The organism is Pseudomonas sp. BNK-15 (genome assembly GCF_047456105.1).
Classification (GTDB): Bacteria; Pseudomonadota; Gammaproteobacteria; order Pseudomonadales; family Pseudomonadaceae; genus Aquipseudomonas; species Aquipseudomonas putida_E.
Genome location: NZ_CP179898.1, coordinates 1,872,720 through 1,893,963 on the forward strand (window position 1 = coordinate 1,872,720; position 21,244 = coordinate 1,893,963).

Annotated in this window: 16 protein-coding genes and 4 pseudogenes; 11 read left to right on the top strand and 9 right to left on the bottom strand. The window is 54.0% G+C overall.

From position 1 onward, the window contains the following. The first annotated feature begins 16 nt into the window (after positions 1-16). The 7 genes and pseudogenes from ACMGF5_RS08585 to arsJ all read left to right on the top strand — a co-directional run bounded on the left by ACMGF5_RS08585 (position 17) and on the right by arsJ (position 5,110). Complete coding sequence (locus ACMGF5_RS08585) at positions 17-1,174, top strand: MFS transporter (protein ID WP_052750449.1); 1,158 nt, start codon at positions 17-19, stop codon at positions 1,172-1,174. Between the two features lie 170 nt (positions 1,175-1,344). Further along, positions 1,345-1,547: pseudogene (locus tag ACMGF5_RS08590) on the top strand (low molecular weight phosphatase family protein). A 7-nt stretch (positions 1,548-1,554) separates the two neighbouring features. Next, a complete protein-coding gene (locus ACMGF5_RS08595) occupies positions 1,555-1,911 on the top strand; it encodes a metalloregulator ArsR/SmtB family transcription factor (protein WP_115273196.1) in 357 nt (118 codons plus the stop codon). After that, positions 1,877-2,008 (top strand): annotated as a pseudogene (locus ACMGF5_RS08600) (arsenate reductase ArsC); the annotation flags it as partial. The gene ACMGF5_RS08595 and the pseudogene ACMGF5_RS08600, both read left to right, overlap by 35 nt. A gap of 17 nt (positions 2,009-2,025) precedes the next feature. Continuing rightward, positions 2,026-2,742 (top strand): arsenical resistance protein ArsH, encoded by a 717-nt coding sequence (arsH, locus tag ACMGF5_RS08605; protein WP_115273197.1) that lies wholly within the window; start codon positions 2,026-2,028, stop codon positions 2,740-2,742. Positions 2,743-2,863: 121 nt separating this feature from the next. Continuing rightward, positions 2,864-3,868 carry an ArsJ-associated glyceraldehyde-3-phosphate dehydrogenase gene (locus ACMGF5_RS08610; RefSeq protein ID WP_414157725.1) on the top strand — a complete coding sequence of 335 codons (1,005 nt, stop codon included), beginning with the start codon at positions 2,864-2,866 and terminating at the stop codon, positions 3,866-3,868. Between the two features lie 9 nt (positions 3,869-3,877). Beyond that, complete coding sequence (gene arsJ, locus ACMGF5_RS08615; protein ID WP_119687997.1) at positions 3,878-5,110, top strand: organoarsenical effux MFS transporter ArsJ; 1,233 nt, start codon at positions 3,878-3,880, stop codon at positions 5,108-5,110. Positions 5,111-5,340: 230 nt separating this feature from the next. Here the strand turns inward: arsJ and ACMGF5_RS08620 are convergent. The 5 genes and pseudogenes from ACMGF5_RS08620 to ACMGF5_RS08640 all read right to left on the bottom strand — a co-directional run bounded on the left by ACMGF5_RS08620 (position 5,341) and on the right by ACMGF5_RS08640 (position 11,248). After that, positions 5,341-6,547: pseudogene (locus ACMGF5_RS08620) on the bottom strand (ISL3 family transposase). A 366-nt stretch (positions 6,548-6,913) separates the two neighbouring features. Beyond that, positions 6,914-7,465: a hypothetical protein gene (locus ACMGF5_RS08625; protein ID WP_119687998.1), complete on the bottom strand. Its 552-nt coding sequence runs from the start codon at positions 7,463-7,465 to the stop codon at positions 6,914-6,916. Between the two features lie 125 nt (positions 7,466-7,590). Beyond that, positions 7,591-8,397 (bottom strand): N-acyl homoserine lactonase family protein, encoded by an 807-nt coding sequence (locus ACMGF5_RS08630; RefSeq protein ID WP_119687999.1) that lies wholly within the window; start codon positions 8,395-8,397, stop codon positions 7,591-7,593. A 168-nt stretch (positions 8,398-8,565) separates the two neighbouring features. Then, positions 8,566-9,714, bottom strand: a complete 1,149-nt coding sequence (locus ACMGF5_RS08635) for an iron-containing alcohol dehydrogenase (protein WP_119688000.1) — start codon at positions 9,712-9,714, stop codon at positions 8,566-8,568. A 163-nt stretch (positions 9,715-9,877) separates the two neighbouring features. After that, the gene (locus ACMGF5_RS08640) at positions 9,878-11,248 is read right to left on the bottom strand and encodes a sigma 54-interacting transcriptional regulator (protein ID WP_119689101.1); all 1,371 of its coding nucleotides are present in this window, start codon (positions 11,246-11,248) and stop codon (positions 9,878-9,880) included. A gap of 815 nt (positions 11,249-12,063) precedes the next feature. On the opposite strand from ACMGF5_RS08640, the gene ACMGF5_RS08645 reads away from it, so the two are divergent. The 3 genes from ACMGF5_RS08645 (at position 12,064) to ACMGF5_RS08655 (ending at position 17,387) form a co-directional block, all read left to right on the top strand. Next, on the top strand, positions 12,064-14,391 hold the full coding sequence (locus ACMGF5_RS08645) for a P-loop NTPase fold protein (RefSeq protein ID WP_414157726.1): 2,328 nt from the start codon (positions 12,064-12,066) through the stop codon (positions 14,389-14,391). Between the two features lie 717 nt (positions 14,392-15,108). Further along, entirely contained in the window at positions 15,109-16,962 is a 1,854-nt protein-coding gene (locus tag ACMGF5_RS08650) for a DEAD/DEAH box helicase (protein ID WP_021784935.1), read from the top strand. Beyond that, positions 16,959-17,387, top strand: coding sequence for a hypothetical protein (locus tag ACMGF5_RS08655; protein ID WP_021784936.1), 429 nt, complete (start codon positions 16,959-16,961; stop codon positions 17,385-17,387). Before ACMGF5_RS08650 ends, ACMGF5_RS08655 begins: the two co-directional genes overlap by 4 nt. Positions 17,388-17,468: 81 nt before the next feature. On the opposite strand, the gene ACMGF5_RS08660 is transcribed toward ACMGF5_RS08655, so the two are convergent. Together ACMGF5_RS08660 and ACMGF5_RS08665 are read right to left on the bottom strand one after the other, a co-directional pair. Further along, entirely contained in the window at positions 17,469-18,356 is an 888-nt protein-coding gene (locus ACMGF5_RS08660) for a transposase (RefSeq protein ID WP_414157886.1), read from the bottom strand. A 330-nt stretch (positions 18,357-18,686) separates the two neighbouring features. Then, positions 18,687-19,133, bottom strand: a pseudogene (locus ACMGF5_RS08665) (TniQ family protein); the annotation flags it as partial. Between the two features lie 158 nt (positions 19,134-19,291). On the opposite strand from ACMGF5_RS08665, the gene ACMGF5_RS08670 reads away from it, so the two are divergent. Beyond that, positions 19,292-19,555 carry a PLP-dependent transferase gene (locus ACMGF5_RS08670; protein WP_414157727.1) on the top strand — a complete coding sequence of 88 codons (264 nt, stop codon included), beginning with the start codon at positions 19,292-19,294 and terminating at the stop codon, positions 19,553-19,555. A gap of 63 nt (positions 19,556-19,618) precedes the next feature. Here the strand turns inward: ACMGF5_RS08670 and ACMGF5_RS08675 are convergent, their stop codons facing one another. Both ACMGF5_RS08675 and ACMGF5_RS08680 read right to left on the bottom strand, forming a co-directional pair. Further along, the gene (locus ACMGF5_RS08675) at positions 19,619-20,560 is read right to left on the bottom strand and encodes a hypothetical protein (RefSeq protein ID WP_021784939.1); all 942 of its coding nucleotides are present in this window, start codon (positions 20,558-20,560) and stop codon (positions 19,619-19,621) included. Positions 20,561-20,734: 174 nt separating this feature from the next. Next, positions 20,735-21,208, bottom strand: a complete 474-nt coding sequence (locus ACMGF5_RS08680) for an Lrp/AsnC family transcriptional regulator (protein WP_414157728.1) — start codon at positions 21,206-21,208, stop codon at positions 20,735-20,737. Between the last annotated feature and the right edge of the window lie 36 nt (positions 21,209-21,244).

Below are 21,244 nucleotides of genomic sequence, written 5' to 3' on the forward strand. Positions count from 1 at the left end.
TCCCTGGGGAAGCCAATTGTTCGCACTAAGTAAAAGGTTCGGCACGATTTATGTCGCTGCCTTGTTGATGCAACTGGGCTCCAGCCTGCTGATGACCTACCTGGCCCTGCGCCTGGATGCAGCCGGAGTGGCACAGTTGTGGGGCGGCGCGCTGATGGCCGCAAACGCGTTGGGGATGGTGTTCGGAGCCCGCTCCGGCTACTGGCTGATTGGCCTGGCCGGCCATGCGCGGGCCTTTGTGGTGAGCGCCGGGGTGATAGTGACCGCGGTGCTTACGCACCAGCTCAGTGATGGCTTGCCGCTGTGGCTTGCCCTGCGGTTTATCGTGGGGGCAGCGATGATGTGCCAGTTGATGGTCATCGAGAGCTGGCTCAACGACTGTGCTCCGGTTAACCGGCGAGGCGGCGCCATGTCGCTGTACATGGTGGCCAGCTATGTCGGCATGATGCTTGGCCAGCTGATGCTCAGCCTTGGAGATGGGTTGCACACACTGGCGCTGACAGGCGTGGCCATTGCCTTTGCCATTGGCTTGATCCCAGTGGCCCTGCACAGCGGCGCCCAGCCGAGCGGTATCAGCCAGGCTCGGATCAAACCGATGCTGTACCTGCGCCGGCTTCCTCAATCGTTGTTCACCATCCTTGCTTCGGGATTGCTGAACGGCTGCCTGTATGGGCTGACCCCAATCTTCGCCGCGCAACTGGGCTTTACCCCGGCGCAGGTTGGGCAGTTCATGGCCATCAGCATCGCCGCCGGGCTGCTGGCGCAGCTGCCGCTGGGTAAACTGTCTGATCATTTTTCGCGCATCACGCTGATCCGGGCTACGGCCTTATTGCTGTGCATCGCTTACCTGCCGCTGGCTCTGGGCCTGGCATCAGGACAGCTGTGGATAATGTTGGCGGGCGCCACCATCGGTTTCTTGCAGTTCTGCCTGTATCCACTGGGTGTGGCGCATGCCAACCACAATCTGGAGCCTGAGCTGCGTGTAGCGGTGGCTGGGGTATTGCTAATGACGTTTGGCATTGGCGCCACCATCGGGCCCTTGATTGCCAGTGCGATGATGGAGCAATCCGGGCCGCAGGCGCTTTATATCTTCAGCATTGGCGTGGCGGCGATGGTGACGTGTTTTATAAGAGAGAAGCGCAGCGTGGGTGGGTCACTGGCAGGGGCAGCATAGCCTTAGGTGTGCATGTTGCGTTTTCCGCTGGGCGAACAACTGCAGGCTGTCGCAGTAGCTACGCCAGTTCCCACCTGGGGGTGTCTGCTCATCCAAGATGAGTACACCCATCATCGAAGGGTTGCGATATATTCGGAAAGGCGTATATTCGAAAAAACATATAGGCGCGGATTGGCAAGATCCGCGTCCTGTTTGTTTGTACCGCAAACGCAGCTCGCTCGCCGCTCGCCAAGCTTTGCTCCGGCACACGAACCCTGTGCATTTCGACGCTTTCAGCGCAGCGACCAGTGAAAAACACGATGCCTTCCGACACACCCTTCACGAGATCCATGAGCGCATCAAGATGTTCGTCCTTGTGAAGACCAAATACTGAGTAACCCATGACTGACTCGCTGACCCCTACCAAGGTCTTCAAATGCCTCGCCGACGAAAACCGCATTCGGATGATGCTGCTGATCGCACGCGAGGAAGAACTCTGCGTCTGTGAACTGACCTGCGCGCTGGAAGAAAGCCAGCCCAAGGTTTCCCGCCACTTGGCGCAGCTTCGCACCTGTGACCTGGTGGAAGACCGCCGCCAGGGCCAGTGGGTATATTACCGGCTGCATCCATCGCTTCCCGCCTGGGTACGTGAGGTCCTGGCAACGACGCTGGAGGCCAACCGTGAATGGCTGAGTACCAGCACCAAACGACTGGACTCCATGGGTGACCGCCCACAACGCGTCGCCTCGTGCTGCTGATCCTTGCCGAGAAGAACCGATGAAAGTCCTGTTCCTCTGCACAGCCAATAGCTGCCGCAACACCCTCTGCGAGACCGCTTTCAGCCACCTGGCGCCTTGTCTCAGGAGTAAATCATGACCGAACACCACATCCCCAACATCGACAACGATTTGGTCGACCTGCCGACCGCAGACAAACTGGCAGTCGAGCAAAAGTCCACTCATAAGCCTCGCATCCTGCTGCTGTACGGATCGACCCGCGAACGTTCCTTCAGCCGTCTGCTGACGGAAGAAGCAGCCCGCCTGCTGGAGCACTTCGGTGCCGAGACGCGAATTTTCAATCCGTCCGGCCTGCCATTGGCGGACGACGCCCCCGACGACCACCCTATGGTCAAGCAGCTGCGCGATCTGGTGCTGTGGTCCGAAGGCATGGTCTGGTGCTCGCCAGAACGCCACGGTGCAATGACCGGCGTGTTCAAGTCGCAGATCGACTGGATTCCACTGAGCATGGGCGCCGTGCGCCCGACCCAAGGCAAAACCCTTGCGGTGATGCAGGTCTGCGGTGGCTCGCAGTCTTTCAACGTGGTCAACCAGCTGCGTGTCCTCGGCCGCTGGATGCGCATGTTCACCATCCCTAACCAGTCGTCCGTGCCGAAGGCCTATCTGGAATTCGATGAGGCGGGCCGCATGAAGCCCTCTTCGTACTACGACCGTGTCGTCGACGTGATGGAGGAGCTGGTGAAGTTCACCCTTCTGCTTCGTGACCGCTCCGACTACCTGGTCGATCGCTACTCCGAGCGCAAGGAGTCGGCAGAGGAACTGTCCAAGCGTGTCAACCAACGATCCATTTGAGGCTTTCTGAGCAGGCAACTGCACCCGTACCCCGTGCTAGCAACGCTGCGCACGTTGGGTACATCAACCAGTTCAGCGACACCCTCTGACCTTTCGTTAATCGCGATCCGAGAACAAGAACATGGCTATCAAAGTAGGTATCAACGGGTTTGGCCGTATTGGTCGCTTGGCGCTTCGCGCGTCCTGGGACTGGCCGGAATTCGAGTTTGTGCAGATCAATGACCCGGCCGGTGACGCCGAGACCCATGCCCATCTGATCAACTTCGATTCGATCCACGGACGCTGGCACCGTGAAGCCCGCGCAGAAGGCGACGCGGTAGTGATCGAAGGCAAGCGCCTCAAGGTCACCGCGAACAAGACCATCACGGACACAGACTGGTCGGGCTGCGACCTGGTCATCGAGGCCAGCGGCAAGATGAAGTCGGTAGCCGTGCTCCAGGCCTACCTGGATCAGGGCGTCAAACGTGTGGTGGTCTGCGCTCCAGTGAAGGAGAAAGGCGCACTGAACGTGGTGATGGGCGTCAACCAGCACCTGTTCGACCCGGCGCAGCACCGTATCGTCACCGCCGCCTCCTGCACCACCAATTGCCTGGCCCCGGTGGTCAAGGTGATTCATGAGAACCTGGGAATCCGCCACGGCTCGATCACCACCATCCACGACCTCACCAACACCCAGAGCATCCTCGATACGCCGCACAAGGACCTGCGCCGTGCCCGTGCCTCAGGCATGAGCCTGATCCCGACCACCACAGGCTCGGCCACCGCAATCGCCGAGATCTTCCCCGAGCTGCGCGGCAAGCTGAATGGTCACGCCGTGCGTGTACCGCTGGCCAATGCCTCGCTGACAGACTGCGTGTTCGAAGTGGAACGACAGACGACGGCTGAAGAGGTCAACGCGCTGCTGAAAGCCGCTGCCGAAGGGCCGCTGAAGGACATCCTGGGCTACGAAGAGCGCCCCTTGGTGTCCATCGACTACCGCACCGATCCACGGTCCTCGATTATCGATGCGCTGTCCACCCTGGTGGTCAACGGTACCCAGGTGAAGATCTACGCCTGGTACGACAACGAGTGGGGCTACGCCAACCGTGCAGCTGAGCTGGCACGCTTGGTCGGCGCAGCGGAGTAAACAGCGATCATGAAGGCGTTGTCAGCCCTGCCTGCACAAGTGCGTCAGTACCTGCTGGTTACCGGCAATTACTGGGCCTTCACCCTCACCGACGGCGCATTGCGCATGCTGGTGGTACTGCACTTCCATTCGCTGGGCTACACGCCGCTGCAGATCGCGGCGCTGTTCCTGTTCTACGAAGTGTTCGGCGTGATCACAAACCTGGTGGGCGGCTACCTCGGCGCCCGCCTGGGGCTCAACCGCACCATGAACATCGGCCTTGGCATGCAGGTTGTGGCCCTGCTGATGCTCACGGTACCGGCAGCCGGGCTGACGGTGCCCTGGGTGATGGCCGCCCAAGCGCTCTCCGGCATTGCCAAGGACCTGAACAAGATGAGCGCCAAGAGCTCCATCAAGCTCTTGGTGCCGGACAGCCAGCAAGGCACGCTCTACAAGTGGGTGGCCATTCTGACGGGCTCGAAAAACGCGCTCAAAGGCGTGGGCTTCTTCCTTGGGGGAGCACTGCTTGCGCTGCTCGGTTTCACCCTGGCGGTGCTGGCCATGGCAGCAGTACTGGCTCTGATCTGGATCGGCAGTTTGATGCTGCTGAAAAAGGACTTGGGCAAAGCCAAGGCCAAACCGAAGTTCCGCGACATGCTGTCCAAGAGCCGGGCGATCAACATACTCTCGGCCGCACGGCTGTTTTTGTTCGGTGCGCGGGACGTCTGGTTCGTGGTGGCACTGCCGGTGTACCTGAGCTCTGCGTTTGGCTGGGACTTCTGGCTGGTCGGTGGTTTCTTGGCCACGTGGGTAATCGGCTACGGCATCGTCCAGTCGCTTGCTCCTCACATCACCGGCAAGAAGCGCGGTCATGTGCCCGATGGCAGAGCGGCCTTCATCTGGGCAATCGCCCTGGCCGGGCTCCCTGCGCTCATAGCCGTGGGCCTGTCGGCAGGCTGGTCGGCGCCGGTAGTGCTGCTCGGTGGGCTGATGCTGTTCGGCGTGCTGTTCGCGGTGAACTCATCGCTGCACAGCTACCTGATCGTCAGCTATGCCAAGGAAGACGGCGTCTCCCTGGATGTAGGCTTCTACTACATGTCCAACGCCCTCGGTCGCTTGGTCGGCACGTTGCTGTCAGGTTGGGTGTTCCAAGCTTATGGGTTAGAGGCTTGTTTGTGGGTCTCCAGCATCTTCGTATTGGCTGCCGCACTCTTCTCGATCGCACTGCCTAGGCACAGTGAAATTGCACACCAGGCAAACTGATCAGTGAGGAAATGCGGGGGCCGTCAGGCCTGCGCTTTCACCGGGCCGCGTGGGATGACTCAGCGTGGCGAGTCGTGCCCCACCTTCAGATACGTCTTTGTCCACTGCCGATAACTTTCGACGCGCGTGTACTTCGAAATCAGCTCAGGGGGGAGCGCTCGCGCCCCTGTGAACCGCTTTGCTCACGCAGCGCTTGGTAGATCGACTTGATCGCAGAAAAAAAAGGTTCTTCACGGATTGCCGGGAAAGTCATTCTTGATCTTCATGAAAAAGAATTCGCTGTCCCGGTAGCCGTAAGCCATCCGCTTGATCACCTTGATCCGATTGTTGATGCCTTCCAGCTGGCCCGTATGCATCGGCCATCGCACCCTGCTGAGGATGCCGCGCCAGTATCCCTTCAGGCGTTTAGCGAACTGCTTCAGCGCCGGTATCGTGCTTTCATCAGCCAGGCGTAGCCACTGCTTCCAGGCTGATCGCCAGCCCCAGGCGGTGGTGGGCGACCACAGAGCTTTTAACTCTGCCTTCATCAGATAAACCGTCATCAGCGACTGGTTAGCCGCCAGCAGATCCCGCAGATGCACCTGTTGATCTTCTCGCTTCAGATTTTCCGGATTACGTAGCAGTAGCCACCGCGCTTGCTTGATCACCTTGCGGGCGGGTTTGTCATGGCGCAGACGGTTAGCTTCGTCGACCCGCACCCGGTCAATCACCTCTCGCCCATACTTGGCAACTACATGAAACAGGTCATAGACCACGCGTGCCTGAGGGCAGTGTTGGCGCACCTCCAGGTCAAATGCGGTGTTCAATGTCCATCGCCACTGCTTCGATCCGCGCACAGCCTTCAGGCCCCAGCTCTTCAAAGAAGGGCCTGACAGCAGCTCGGCTACGTCCTTCGCCAATCCACAGCACCCGGCGAGTATCGGCATCCAGCACCACGCTGGCGTAGCGATGCCCTTTGAACACAGCGAATTCATCCATCACCAGGCGTCTGGGCTCGGCCTTCGGTAACTTCTCCAGTGCGGCTTGTAGCGCCCGCCGCTCTAGCAGGCGCACGCTATCCCAATGCAAACCAAACAGCTCGGAGACGTGCAGGGTGGGTAGTCTTTGACACGCCTGGATCACGGCTTCGGCCAAGCGTTTGGTCATCCGCGAATATCGGTCAAGCCAACTGGCTGCCTCCATTCGCTTACCGCATGCACCGCACCCAACCCGCCTGAGCTCAACGCTCAGCCGCACTGCGCGGCCAAGAATAGGTAAGTCACGGATGGTGCGCTGGCAGTATTCGTGGATGGTGGTACTGGGTCTCTGACAGCCGCTGCAGGTGGGGAATCTGGCGGGCTGCGGGACCAGGTCGATCAGCAGGTTATCGCCGTCAGGCTTGATGGCGATGACAGAAAAGCCCTCCCAAAAGGGCAGAAACGTATTAATATCGTGCACAAGAACGCCGGTTTGTTGATGTGTTTGCTCGCACGAACATCATCCTTCAAACCGGCGTTCTTGTTTCTATCTTTCCCAGGATTCCGTGAAGAAACTTTTAATTGTTCGACGACCGTTTTAATTCAACGAAATCAATTGGATTTAGCGAATTAAAACTGTCGTAAGGGGCCCCGTTTCATGGGGCTTTCGCCCCCCTTGTTGAAAACGCAAAACTGTCGCAAAGGGCCAAATTGTGGCTACAGGCGATCGTCCGTGTCCGCTCCATGAAGCCCACATTCCAAGCGACTAACTGAAGCCCGATGCTGCGCTCCCGATTTAAAAGTTGGAGCTGGAAGCTCCAACTTTTTTCTAGGGAAAATTTATATATCAATAAGCCGATTTACCGTGCAAAGAACCAGCCATGCTTGATCTGAATTGAGTTCCCCAGTGACCATCAACATTTGTAATAATATAGAAGGAGTCAAAAGTATGACCTGGAATAGGTTTTCCAGCCTTGTCTAAGCGTGTAAATGCAAGCGCCACATGGTACTTGTTTGCATTACCCTTTCCGTCGCTACCAGACTGAACAACATATCGGTAGTCCCAGCGGGTATTTTCCCATCCGATTTCTTTTGCAAGCTGTTGCAGGTTTTGATCTTTTGCATAGGCTTCAGGTGTTTGCCAAACAGTGACTTGGTTACCAGACATGCGCACATGCGGGTAGTTGAGCGTCTTAGCCCAAGCCAATTCATCTTTGGCATTGAATGTCGTCAGGAAGTTATCCAACGCTTTGCATGGAACATCAAACTCCTGACTATAATTTCCCTTCGCATCCTTTGCACAACTATCTGGCAGGTCAGCGTGAGCGGTTGCTGCAAAGGCTTGGGAGGCGGCAATCCCTGCAACCAAAAACAACGGCGCTTTAAATACAGATTTCATAAAAATTCCTTATTGTTTTAAATTTACAGATTGGTACCCTGCAACAAAACAGGATATGTTTGATTTGGTTTAAAAGTCAATAACTTAAAGTGCGAACTATCTTTATGATGACTCGCAAATTTTCATTACATAGCATATAGAGTCTCTGAGCTAACTCTGCGAACTGAACCATCCGTGAGTAATTTTGACTGCTCTGGATCATGTCCATATAGGATGAATGCCCCTTTGGACTTCAACTGTTTAAACAAATTGAAGTTATTAAGCATTCCTTGGGCGTCATTCACTACCATTGCATCAGGAAGCGTCATCTTTTCAAGAGAAGCCTTTAAATAGCAAGCATCCGCGGTAATTACGACTTCTTTACCATCTACCTTGACTTTAAGTGACTGATGACCGGGTGTGTGTCCAAAGCTAGGAATTAGCACAACCGATCCATCACCAAAAAGATCATGCTCCCCATCGACCTCAAGACGGTCATGACCTAAGTCATAATGTCTAGGGGAGTATATCTCTTTTTCTATATTCTCTTCATTCTTAGCAGCTTTCCACTCACGCTTTTGAATAACCAATTGTGCGTTAGGAATACAAGCGTTTCCACCGCAGTGATCGAAATGCAGATGAGAGTTGATAATGTAATTTATCTTTAATGGGTCAACACCAAAAGCTTCCAAGCGTTTAGCTATATCCTCACCAGGCACAAAATTAACCGTAGTTAAATCAGCAAAAACGCCGAGTGACTTTTTGACCACATCTGGATCTTTTGACTGCAAAGGCAATTCAAGCCCTGTATCAAACAGGACAGTTCCCTTGGGGTGCTCGATTAAATAGCACGGCACTGGAATTGCCAGGTCCCCTGTTTCACCAGCCATAAAGAAACCATAAGGCATAGTGATCCAGCCACAGGTCATTGCATATAACTTAACTTCTTCCATAGCTATAGCCCTTTGAATAAAAATGGTTAGCCTTCAATATCTAAGGCAATCATTAATTTGGCTCGATTCATTCTAGCACATCACGCTTAGCCCCATAACAACGAAGCCTGGAAACTAAACATTCAAGTAGCATTAAAGCAAGCTCGTCATAAAACAACCAACTTCTCGTTACCAGGCAGCCCGATAGATCGCCTCGATATCAGCAGCTGTAAATTTTCGTGGGTTGTTGCGCATCAGCCTGTCAATATTGCTGGCCTCCTCGGCCATTGGTGCCAAAGCGTCCTCTGGAATGTTGAAAGCGCGAAGGCCGTTAGGAATGTCTACCGCAGCACACAGTTCAGCCATCGCATCGACACTCTCATCTGCAGCCTGGCTATCACTTAAACCTACGATATTCACGCCCATTGCCTGAGCGACGTCGCGAAGACGCTCCGCACAGGCAAGTTTGTTCCAGCGCATTACATAGGGCAGAAGCAAAGCGTTGCTAACGCCGTGTGCGATTTTGAAGCGTCCGCCAAGCGGGTAGGCCAGCGCATGTACTGCCCCCACGCCGGCGTTTCCAAAAGCCATGCCAGCCATCAGGCTCGCCGTAGCCATGTCTTCCCGAGCAACAAGATCATCGGGGTTGGCATACGCTTTAGGCAAAGCGCGAGCAATCACCTTGATGGCTCCAAGAGCAATGGCATCGGTGATCGGTGAGCGATTGATCGAAAGGTACGCTTCGATCGCATGCACAAGCGCATCGACACCGCTGGCAGCGGTTACGTTACGTGGGCAAGTGCGCGTCATGACTGGACTCACGAGAGCAACGTCAGGCAACAGGTAGTTGCTCACAATGCCTTTCTTGAGCTGCGCCTTTTTGTCGGAGAAGATCGCCACGTTAGTGACTTCCGAACCCGTGCCTGCCGTAGTAGGAATCGCGATCAGCGGAGGCCCTTTGCGCCTTACTTGATCGACGCCGAACAGCTCGTCCAACGTGCCATCGTGTCCCGCGAAGGCCGAGACACCTTTCGCGATGTCGATAGCGCTACCGCCCCCCAGCCCAATGAGCCCATCATGGCCACCCTCGCGAAATGCACGGGTACAATCTTCGACCAAACTCATTTCAGGCTCTGGTTGAACTTGGTCATAGAGGCCATAGCGGCGGCCACCCATATGGGCCAAGGCGAGGTCAACTGTACCCGACTTGACCAAGATCGCATCGGTCACGATTAACGGATTACTAACCTTCAGCCGGGTCAGCTCAGCGTCCAGCTGTTCAACCGCGCTGGAGCCGGTCAGGAGTTTATTGGCGATTAGAAAGGCAGAAAAACTCATCGGCTCATCCTCATTTTTTTATTGAGATGAAACACGAGAGAACAAAACATGTGCCAATTTCTTGAAAATCCCGTGCTTGAAGGGTTTTGCCCCGTTCTTGCTAACCTCCGACACGAGAGTGTGATCACAATTTCAATCACAAAAGCGACGACCGATTAGAAACCTAATCAGTTCTTTCCCAGCGTTTCATCTTCTGGACGATGGTTGCTTGGCTCACACCCAGCGCTTTGGCTGCTGAGCGCGTGGTCTTGTGGACGCGCATTGCCGAAAGGATCGCGATCCGCTCTGTATTTTCTAGAATTTTGCGCAGCGGCAGGCGGTTTTGATTTAAGCAATCGTCGTGAAGGTTAAGGATTTCCTGTGGGAGATCCAACGCCTCAATTCTGTCACCGTCGCAGATAACTACCAAACGCTCGACCAGGTTGATCAACTCGCGAATGTTTCCAGGCCATGCATACCCACAGAGCAGGTCTAGGGCCTCTAGCCCCCATGTCATGTTGCGGTCATAGCGCTTATTGAAGTGCATGAGGTAATGCTCCAACAACGTGGGGATCTCTTCAGCGCGCTCACGAAGCGCGGGAATGTGGATAGGCACCACATTCAATCGATAGTAGAGGTCAGCTCGGAACAACCCCTGCTCTACTCTCTGTCGCAAGTCATGGTGGGTGGCGCTCAAGATTCGGATATCTACTTCACGCAATTCAAGCCCACCCACGGGTATGAACCGCTTCTCCTCGATGACTTTCAGAAGCTTGACCTGAAGCGACAAAGGAAGATCGCCTATTTCATCAAGGAACAACGTTCCGTGATTCGCCAGCTCTAGAAGACCTCGCTTACCTTTGGCCGCTGCGCCAGTAAACGCCCCTGACGCGTAGCCAAACAACTCTGCCTCGATCAGATTTTCCGGCATTGCTCCACAGTTGAGCGGAATGAAAGGTTCCTTAGCCCGAGCGCTAGCATTGTGAATGTACTGAGCGACGAGACTTTTGCCGACGCCCGTCTCCCCTAACAGCAGGACCTTCACGTCACTGCCTGCTACACGTCGTGCCTGTGCGAAAAGTGGGCCTGACTGCGCCTGGTCAAAAACCAGCGAAGACTGAGCTAGTTTTTCATATTCGCCGGCATGCAACTGCGCTGTGCTCTGACGCAGCTTCTTGAGCCCAGCGAGCTCATCCCGCTCATGCTTCATGCGCAAAAGCTCGGTCATGTCACGTACGGCGCTGACGACGTAGCTGATGCGGCGATTCTCGAAAATAGGGGTTGCACTCACCAGCAGCTTCTTACCGTTACTGAGGCTCTGCATGACAGAAACCGGAGCGCCTTGCTGAAGTACGCGCAAAGATGCGGATTGCGAAACGATACCGTCACGTACCAGGTCGCGCATGCTGCGTCCAATGAGCTGTTCGCTTTGCAGTCCAGTCAGACGCTCGTACGCGCTGTTTACCTTAACTGTAATCCCTACCCCATCCGTGATGTACACGCCGTCGTGCAGTGCGTTCAGAATCGTATCGAATGTCTGACCGTTAAAGTTCAAGGCAGCGCTCCGATCTAGTAAAAGCGTTAGTGTAACGTTTGCTAGCACATTGTGAGCCGTCCCTGATTTCTTAGACCCCTCCACATTTAAAGGGCGGCGTACCATGTCATCGGAGCCTTCCGCTTCTGGCCGATAGTTGCCCTTCGCCAAGGCCCGCTTACCCACCACTCATTTTAGCGTCTGCATTCGTCATTGCGGTACGTTCAACGGCGTGGGATACCCGCGGGAACATACCCAACCCGACCCTTTGGCAGGTACATGGCAACCCAGAACAAACGCCCCGAACAAGTCGGGGCGTTTGTTCTACGGCCTGTCAGCGTGTTATCACACAGTCAGCGCTGGTACCTATTCCCAACGGATGGGCGGCTTGCAGTCCTCGACTACGAGCCTATACAGGGTGACACGCGTGTCAATCAGATTCTGAGACGTAATTCCAAGTGGGGTGCATCACTGCACCCAACCAACCCGGATTGGTCCCGAACAGGGTTACCTGCGACAGGTTTAATTCCCTAAATCTACAATTTGGGTGTTCTCAATAAAGTTTGACACAAGCAGCCCCGAAAACACTGGCTGAAATGGCAACAAAATGAGCGCCGCGTCGCAACATAGATTGACACAGGCACCATGACGGTCCAAAAGAGCGCCGGTGTCATGACAATATAGTTTGACACAGGCTCACCCGCCACACGCTTCCTATCCAGAAAGGGCATACTCGCATTCGCCCGTCCCCGTATCAGATTCGCCCATCCCAGCGGGGGTTCATTGCTGAGACGGTGAGAAGACTACCAATGGAAAGTACTCCCAGGAGCTGTTTCATGCCCGCCGTATGGACCCGACTCTCAGCATGGTTCGCGAGATTCAAGAAAAAAAACGACAGCGATGTTTCAGCAGTTGATGAGATTGGGTCTGAAGCACCAATTCGCACCAAGGCCGAAGATCGGCTGAGAAGAGCGGAGTACGCAGATAGGATAGCCACGGTGCTTTCACAATTGAGCCCCCGCGAGGGTCGAGTTTTTGCCATCCGGGGAGGATGGGGTTTCGGCAAATCGTCGCTCAAAAATCTCATCACTGAGCAGTTGAAGACTCGGGACACTGGGGCGAGCTGGCTAGATTTTAATCCTTGGCAATGGGGTGACAGTTCCGCGATTGCGCGGGCCCTCTTCGGTCAAATCGCGGATCGGCTAGGGGGATCGCACTCCAAAAAAGCCTATGAGCGTGCAGCGCAGTTACGCCGATATGGTTCCATTCTAACCGGCGCAAGCGCACCGCTGAAAAAAGCCAGCGGATCAAAGACCGTCTCATCGGTGCTAACCCATAGTTCAATCATCCTCATAGCGACGGCCGTCGGTTTCGAATTACCAAGCGTTGCTAAAGTAGTCCTCGGGTTAGCGGTCCTTAGCGTCGTTGTGCTGCTCGCAGGCCGGATCATGATGTACTTAGGTCGAGATCGGACCAGTGAGACACTCGACCAAATAAGGGAGGATCTAGAGACTCGCTTGCGTGAGCTCGAACGTCCGCTGATTGTCTTCGTCGACGATATTGACAGGCTTGAGCCGGAGCAGATCCGTGTAGTCCTCAAACAGGTTAAAGCGAATGCGAACCTGCCAAACATCGTATTCGTGCTCCTGTTTCAGCCTAGTATTGTAGAGAGCGCGCTCAATCCGGTAGCGAATGGTGACGGCCGTGCCTTCTTGGCGAAGATCGTTCAAGCAAGCTTCGACCTGCCCGCAGTCCCAGCCACCCTTGTGCATAGCCTTCTAGGAGAGGAACTGACTCAGCTAGCGGGACGTTACGCGAACGAAGCTAACGGATTTTCGGAGACACGGTGGGGGAACGTTTATGTAAGCTATATCCAGCCAAGCGTAAGGAATTTGCGAGACGCCAGAAGGCTGTTGTCGTCCATCGCAGTACATCTGCCGTTACATGCGTCCGGCGAAGCTCTCGAAGTGAACATCGTGGATTTTTTGCTGCTTGAGGCTATACGTGTATTCGAGCCAGATCTTCACGAGGCACTGCTTTTAGAGAGAGACTTGGTGCTCCAGAAAAGACGCATCCGGGGAGACAACAGAGACGACGAGCACAGGGCTGATGCCAAACGGCTTCTTGAAAAAGTCCCAGAATGCCGCAGAGATGTAGCCCAAGAGGCGATCACTGAGCTGTTCCCCACCTTGGCTTGGGCGTTCGGTGGTATGGCCTTCGGTAATGACTTTCAGCAGACCTGGGTTACACAAAAGCGGGTATGCACACCACGCTACTTCCCGCGCTATTTTGAGCTTCAGACGGCGGTCGGTGAAATCTCGGAGGTTAGCTTCCTTAAATTCCTCGATGCATCGGCGAACGAAGTGACGCTGAACGCGATGATCGCTGAGCTCGAAGCAGACGCGTTGCTACCCTCTCTCGTAGCAAGGCTCGATGAGTCCGTTGACCGCCTTCCCGTAGCTAACGCTGCAACATTGCTCACCAGTATGTTTAGCATTGCCCAAAAGCTAGTCCACCTGAGGGGCGACGGTTTCAGTTCTCCGTGGATTTCTGCGTGGCGGTCAATTTCTTGGTACATACGACGTGTACCAGCCGAACTTCGTGATCGCCTGTTAACGGACGCCCTCCGCGAAACCAAAGCGCTATCTGTTGCTGCAATGCTGATCCACCTGAGTGATCCGGCGGACCATAAACCGGAACGGGGAAGAGATTTCGAGCCTGTCCTAGATTTGGAAACCGTTCAGGCAATGAAGGCAGTGTGGTTGCAGATCATCCGTAGCCGTGCGGATAGTGATCAATCATTAATCGATCAGCCCGACCTGCTCCGCCTCCTTTTCGTTTGGGAAAAATATGAGGGATCGGCTGCCAAACCGCACCAATGGGTTAGACAGACAATACAGACTGACGAAGGGTTTGCCATCATGGTGAGCCATATGATGAGCACAGGCACGACGCACTCTTGGGGTGACAGGGTCTCCAAACCCCACCACTCCTTTAACAGGGAAACGGTTCAAGAATTAATTGGCATCGAAGTGGCAAAAGCTCGATGCGACGCGATTAATTTCGCAGATTTTCCGGACTACGAAAAAGCGCTGACAATTTTTCTACGTCACGTGGAGGGCTGGCTTGGCCTAAGAGAACCCGATCCGTTTGATGACTTTTAGTGGCTTAATGCTACCGCGTGGCTCGTTTATCAAGGATCGTAGCTGCCAGGCCGCCCGCAGCGTCGCACCTGCATGAGGGGTTGAGGTGATCGCTATCGCCTCCCAAGGAGCTATTGTTGGCCGAGCTGGCCCACACTGGTAGGCAAGGATTCTTGACGGTCCAGAAATAACTCACCCCCTGGTGAGCAGTACGGATCAAGCGATCTGCCCGAGGTGTGGGAGCTATTCTTGAGAAGAAAAATATCACGACGATGTCGGTTCCTGTAGCCGTTTGGCCCGTGTCAGGATGTCGTCGACCACACCAATCGGGCTGAACAAATGCAGTAGAAGCGCTCGATGCCACGACTCTTGTAAACCACTTTTTTTCATTGTTAACCATAGTGGTTTACAGTGAAAAAAAGTGGTTTACACGCTCATTCCGCCGCAGGGCGCGTCAAGGCATCACGGGGTTTTCTAATAAAGGCTTCCATTTGCAGCGCTTCCAGATATTCCGAGCGTTTGCAGGTCCCATAGCGTGATAGCACTGGGCTACAATCTACGACAGCCTACACGTTCAGCTGTCAGTGACTCGCTATGACAGCTGGCCCGAAATACGGATATTTCAATGCCCTGCTCCCAAGAACGTCCACCAATCCCTCTCTCGTCTCCCCATCACCATACGTTTGTACGGCTGACGGGCATCTTGGCGCGCGCCGCCGACAGGAACCGCGACTGTCTATGAATTACTTCACCGAAACGGCAGCCAACATCCTTGGCAACAGCAAGCTGCGAGCGCCCCAGATCGAGGCCTACATCAAAGCGCAGGAGCACTTTTCAAGCTCCGATGAAGATGCACTCATCGTGCTGCCAACAGGGACAGGGAAATCAGGGTTGATCTCAATCTTACCCTTTGGCCTAGCGAAGGGGCGCGTATTGATCATCACTCCCAACCTGGTGACAAAACAGAGTATCCGTAAGACCCAGGAGCTACTGGAGGACAATTTTTGGATCAACTTCGATGTCATTTTCGGCGCTGATCATCTGCCCGTCATCTGCGAGTACAGTTCAAAGACGCTGACATCGAGCCTGGATCAGAGTCATTTCATTTACTCAAATATCCAACAGGTCCACAGCGAGCGGGCCGGATGCCTCACCAAACGCGTAGCACCAGACTTCTTCGACCTGATCATCATCGATGAAGGGCACCATGCACCAGCAGAGACATGGCAACAGACGCTGAGCCATTTCGCGAAGGCCAAAAAGATCTTCATTACCGGTACACCGTTCCGTGGTGACAAACAGGAGGTGCCTGGCAAGCTGATCCATGAGACCCCGCTTTCAGAGGTCATGCGTGATCGATACGTAAAATGGCTGAGGAAGGAGACCGTCAACGCCCACGAGCTCTATTTCACACTTGCCGAGAAGCCTGATGTGCGGCTGTCCAAGGAGGAGGTCCTCGCTCTTAAGGACAAAGAATGGTTGGAGCGAAGCGTAGCGCTATCCCCAGAGTGCTCGATGGACGTGATCGAGCGAAGCATCGCCAACCTCGCCGAGCTCCGTAAGATATCCCCGTCCGTGCCACACAAAATCCTGGCCGTGGGCTGTAGCATTGCTCATGCCCAAGACCTACAGACCTGGTACGAGTCGAAGAACCTGACTGCGGCAATTGTCCATAGCTACATGGACCAGGCAGATATTGACGCGGCTTTCCGTACCATCGAAAACCATGAATGCGACGTGGTGATCTCGGTGAACATGCTGATGGAAGGCTACGACCATCGCTACCTCACCGTCCTCGCTCTTTTCCGTCCGTACCGCAGCATCAATGCCTTTGCTCAGATCGTAGGACGCGTGCTCAGGGCTATTCCGGTTGAGGAAATCACTGCATTTGAAGTCGACAACAATGCAGTGGTGATTTACCACCAGGAAACCGGTTTGGATTCGATGTGGAGCGCCTTCCAGAAGGAAGTCGATCGAGCTAAGCATCAGCGTACACGTGAGTACACCTTTACTGATGAAGAGTACACCCGTAAGGAGCACTCCTTGGCAGGCGTCTCCTCGTCCGAAGCATTCGTCAGCGATCGCGATTCTTACTTGGACGACCTCGATTTCAACAAGATATTTTCTGACAAACGGGCAGAAATCGACTCGATTGCAACACAGAAGCTTCAGGCAATGGCTGCCCTGCAAGACTTCGATGAAGAGACGTTGGCTCAGCTACGCAGCGTGATCATCAACTCTGAGACGCGTAAGGCGGCACAGACTATCGACCCCAATTTGGTGGCAAAGCGTCCTGAGATCGCTCGCAAGCAGCTTCGTGAGATCCTCATCAAGAAAGCCCAAGATGGGGCTGCGACAGTGCTGAGCGACCTGCAGATTGATGAGAAAGCTTCTACCCTTTATCCGAAATTCAAGAATCACCTGGTCGGCATTCAGCCTACGATGGCCAACGACGGTATACTGGTTAGATTTATCAATGCCAAGCTAGCGAAGAGATTCGGTAGGGTCGCTGATCGCGACAATAACTCACTGTCCAAGTCGATTTTGCACGTGGATGAGATAATGGCCGAACTGAGGGAAATGCTGAAATGAGTCTCGAAACCATCAAAACGCTTGTCGACGAGCTCACGATCCTTCACGTGACCCGCGGTGTTCAGCCCAGCGATCTGATCGACAACCTCTTTGAAGACGATTACATCGAGTCCTCCGCTCGCAAGACATCTGATGGCTTGGTTTTCGAGATTACCTACCAGGAAGCCGATGAAGACGGCGCCGTGGGTAAGGTGACGATGCGCTACACATATGACCGCAGCCGCCACCTTGTGCTGGTTGAACAGAAGCTGACAGCCAAACGGTTCAGCGTTCAGTGGGATCGTACTCAAGCGGTTCAAGAGCGTATTGCGAAGCTTGAGTCGATGCTCATGTCCAAGTTGCCACATGACAAGGTCGCAAAAATTTTGGCGACCATCCCTCAGGACTACCTTGCGCTCGCGCCTAGACTTCAACTGGTAGCGTGATCCTCAAGTTCCTCATTGCGGCTCGATATCCCAATAGCCAAGGGGTCGCCGCAATGAGCCTGGTTGATGAACGACGCAGGACTACTGAATAGCGCGAATGCCGCGGTCATGCCAGATATCCCATAGTCCCGCAAAACCAACAGGCCCCACCCAGCTTGTAGATACTCCAGTCGACTTTAGCAGGGCCTCCGGGTTTACCCCATTCCGGCCTAAGGCCTCCAAATCCCACTCAAAGAACCCAGCGAATACTTTTAGTCGATTTTCCGGAACAGTGCATACCAGTTTTAAGTTTCCGATCGTTAAAGATAGTCCAGTACGGCTCAATTCAGAGAGAGACCATACAACCCGTCTCAAGTGAAAATGCCAGATGGATTCGCGCGACAACTCCACTTGTTGAGCGACCAACGGAAAACGCAGGCTGAACATCGATGGATCACGAGGCAGGCGGAACGGGAGTAGCTGTAACAGATTGTTTTTGTTCACTCGTTTTTGATCCTTCGTAAGCTGATAAAGCTCTTGTGCACCTTCTTGGATAATGGCCGCAAATTCCTCATCCCGCGGATCACTTGCTCCCTGCGCAACTAACTTTTCATTATTTTTTGCTCGGAGCTGCTCCATTAGCCAATCGCTGTCGTTTTCCACCATCCACTTAGTTGGTCTATAGGCAGCCGTCCAGAGATACTCCAAATTTACTTTTTTACGCAGGGTCAATATGGCCCTGATTTTTTGCCGGTATTGTGATTTCTTTCCCCTGCTGGGTTCTTTAAAGTCTCGAACTGACAGTGGCTTCGGCGCAGCGTGTAAATTTAGTTCATACCTCAATGCTACATCAAAGCTTTCAGCACTACCAAACAAATACAGAGCCACAATGAAATGCCGAGCTAGAGGCATATCCATACGACCGCGACTAGGTTGTAACCGTAACCACTGGTTGTTTCTGACTTCATATGCTGGATCAACTTTAGTCAATAGCTCGTCACTGTAATGTGCACTGAGGCCAGACACCAAGTCCCTAGTATTTACACGCTCACCGTAAACGAACCCTAACTGACGAGCTTGCCTGACATAGCAGGAGCTCACGACATCGCAGCTAAACAAAGGCATCTTTCTCTGTAAGATGTCATGGGCAAAGGCAGCGAGGTCCTTTTCCAGCTCAGCTCCTTTTCGCTCAGACCCGACCTGGAGCGGACTCCAGCCACATGCGCACGTTTCGGTAAGGCTGGGTAGTAACCGCCTTTTCCGGTAAAACGGAAGAGCACAATTTGGGCAGACATGGATCAATGGATCTCCGTGACGCCAACAGACTGAAACCGCCGGAAGGTGATGAGAACGATGCCAGTAGGGGTAACCCTGCTTGATCAAATCCTCCTTCACACAACTTGGACATATACGGGCCTTACCAGTTACTGACATGTCCCTCCGTGGAACGTGCAGCGCCCCGCTGAAACCCGGATTACTTGAAGAGACTTTTACCCTGGCATCCATACCTAGGAAAGGTCTGTAAGCTGGGAATATCGTATTAGAGTTGATTAGCTCTTCTAGATTACTCTCTGCATTGCCGGGCAAGCGGGCCGCAAGCACCTCAACCTGCTTCGGAAGCATGGAAACACAAAACGGAACAGCGCCAAACAAATCGCGGAACGATTCTGTCTCAGTCATATTACCGGACAGCAAGTGATAACGGGTAATCCGAGAGTGCAGCGTCTCGTCCGGCATCGAATTAGGGAAAAAAAGTATGTCAGACATCAGCTACCGACTAGCATTCAAGCCTTAGTGAAGGGAAGGCTTCTTGTGATCGGCACAGTTTTACCATACTGAATCCAAGAATGAGAAACAGAATCTTTAGCCAGCCTCAGTAGCATCATACAACTATATACCACCAGTATTATTCTAATGCTTTACCCGTGTGTATAAGAGGCATCTATCACCATCGAGTTGGCATCTTGCAGCGAGACTGCTTACGAAATTTTATCAATTCGTTGGAGTTATTCGGGCTTGGGACCAGTTGGGGTTGTTATGAAAGTCTGGTGATACCTGCGATCCCTCACCATCTGCGCGCGCTGGCTGAGCAACCGGATAAGGGATGTTTGGACCGATTTCATGTCGGGCTCGAAGATCCGCGCGACCTGTGCAAAGACATTCGTAAGGCGCATGACCACGTGGCATGACCCACCACAACAATGCGCGATCGGACCGCGCATTGTTTACGCTGTGTTTCGATGCAGTAAACGCTAGAAGTCTGACCGAATGCCTGCCGCGTCGAGAGGCTCATTTTCCTGGGAGCTGTCCGCTACGGTGTCGCTCCATTCATCCTCATGATCGTGCCAGTTGCCGGTGTCCACCATCAGCGACTCTTCGACGAACTCTAGGGCCTCTGGATCCGGGTTCTCCGCTTCACATATCAATTCGCAGGTGAAATCGAAAGATTGGTCTAGTTCAGCCCCATCGCCCCTTCTGAGATCGGAATTAGAGCCCCACTGCAGTGTTACGCCGATACTACCGCAGACCTTGATATGTACGGTTTCTGAAGTGATGCCGGTGACTTCGTGCGAATCCACGTAGATTTCTTCGAGTGAATAATGCGTGGCTAGCTCGTCTATTGCGTCCAGACTGTCCCCGACAATCTGACGGACCGTGGCATCACTGATCGCATTCGACAGACGATCTCCAACGGCAGCCCTGCACTCCTGGATGCAGGCCATCAGCCCGGCTACCCCTTCTATTGTCTGCTGAGTCAGAAGCTCGATGTCAGCATCTTCCAACTGGAAGACTTGCGGTGTGATGTGGACGTACCCATTCAGACGGGTTACAGCATCCCGAAGCTCATCAAACTCGTGGGAGAAATCCAGCCGGAGCTTTGTGCGCACGTAGTGGTTGGAGAGCCCGCCCTGCGTTGCATACACACATCGCTCGACTCGCGTGACCTGCGGGACTACGCCTTCTGCTTTCGCTTGCCACCAGATGCATTTTTTCACCTCGTCATCTGGAGCAAGGCGTTTCAGTGTGTGGCCCACCAACTCCCGCATTGCGAAGGCGAAGTTATGAAAGCGCAGCTTGTTGCTCTGGTCTTTGAGATTAAACATCGCGGCTTCGTACAGGTCCCGCTCGAATTGGGCATCACCGATCAGCTGCAAAATTCTTTCATCCATGGTCTTCCCCGAGTCGACGATCATCTCGAATCATCGCTCAGGGTGGATATGGCAGTCACCTGCAGGCTAAGCAAAAAATACGTTTTACATCTGGCCTAACGCCAATGGGCCATCATCGTCACGTGACAGCCTGGGTCAGCGGAAACGAACGGCGAGCACCAGGCAGATTCATTACGTGAAGTCGGCCCACCCCGCAGCCTAGAGCTTCAAATCAAGGGATACCTTCACTCTGTCCATGGCTACGAACGTCATGAAGCGCTTTACGTTGCCCCCCTCGAAAAACAGCTCCCTAGTCAGCTTCTCGTACTCTTTCATATCCTTTACGGCGATGATCAAGATGAAGTCGATGTCCCCGGTCACGTAGTAGCACTGCTGTACTTGAGGGCATTCAAGGAACCGCTGTCGAATGGCATCCAGGTCCTCAATCACCTCACTCAACACGGAAACGTTCACGATCACGGTGGTGTTGATGCCCACGTGATCCGGCGACAGGACGCTTCGGTCCCCCATGATCACTCCGCTTTTTCGCAGCCGCTGGAGCCTTCTCGCTACGGCTGGCAACGAGAGGTTCACAAGCTCTGCTAGCTCACGCATGGGCATCTGGTTATCCCGCTGGACAAGCTCAAGAAGGTGCCGATCAAACGCGTCTATCTGAGGGGCTTCGACTGTCATGAAAAATACCTGAGGCGAGAATTTTTATCGTTTTGA

Bases quoted from the DNA above. Each gene is read 5' to 3' on its own strand.
- ACMGF5_RS08675 (WP_021784939.1), bottom strand. From the start codon at position 20,560: ATGATCGTCGACTCGGGGAAGACCATGGATGAAAGAATTTTGCAGCTG.
- ACMGF5_RS08635 (WP_119688000.1), bottom strand. From the start codon at position 9,714: ATGAGTTTTTCTGCCTTTCTAATCGCCAATAAACTCCTGACCGGCTCC.
- ACMGF5_RS08625 (WP_119687998.1), bottom strand. From the start codon at position 7,465: ATGAAATCTGTATTTAAAGCGCCGTTGTTTTTGGTTGCAGGGATTGCC.
- ACMGF5_RS08595 (WP_115273196.1), top strand. From the start codon at position 1,555: ATGACTGACTCGCTGACCCCTACCAAGGTCTTCAAATGCCTCGCCGAC.
- arsJ (WP_119687997.1), top strand. From the start codon at position 3,878: ATGAAGGCGTTGTCAGCCCTGCCTGCACAAGTGCGTCAGTACCTGCTG.
- ACMGF5_RS08630 (WP_119687999.1), bottom strand. From the start codon at position 8,397: ATGGAAGAAGTTAAGTTATATGCAATGACCTGTGGCTGGATCACTATG.
- ACMGF5_RS08650 (WP_021784935.1), top strand. From the start codon at position 15,109: ATGAATTACTTCACCGAAACGGCAGCCAACATCCTTGGCAACAGCAAG.
- ACMGF5_RS08645 (WP_414157726.1), top strand. From the start codon at position 12,064: ATGCCCGCCGTATGGACCCGACTCTCAGCATGGTTCGCGAGATTCAAG.
- ACMGF5_RS08655 (WP_021784936.1), top strand. From the start codon at position 16,959: ATGAGTCTCGAAACCATCAAAACGCTTGTCGACGAGCTCACGATCCTT.
- ACMGF5_RS08680 (WP_414157728.1), bottom strand. From the start codon at position 21,208: ATGACAGTCGAAGCCCCTCAGATAGACGCGTTTGATCGGCACCTTCTT.
- arsH (WP_115273197.1), top strand. From the start codon at position 2,026: ATGACCGAACACCACATCCCCAACATCGACAACGATTTGGTCGACCTG.
- ACMGF5_RS08610 (WP_414157725.1), top strand. From the start codon at position 2,864: ATGGCTATCAAAGTAGGTATCAACGGGTTTGGCCGTATTGGTCGCTTG.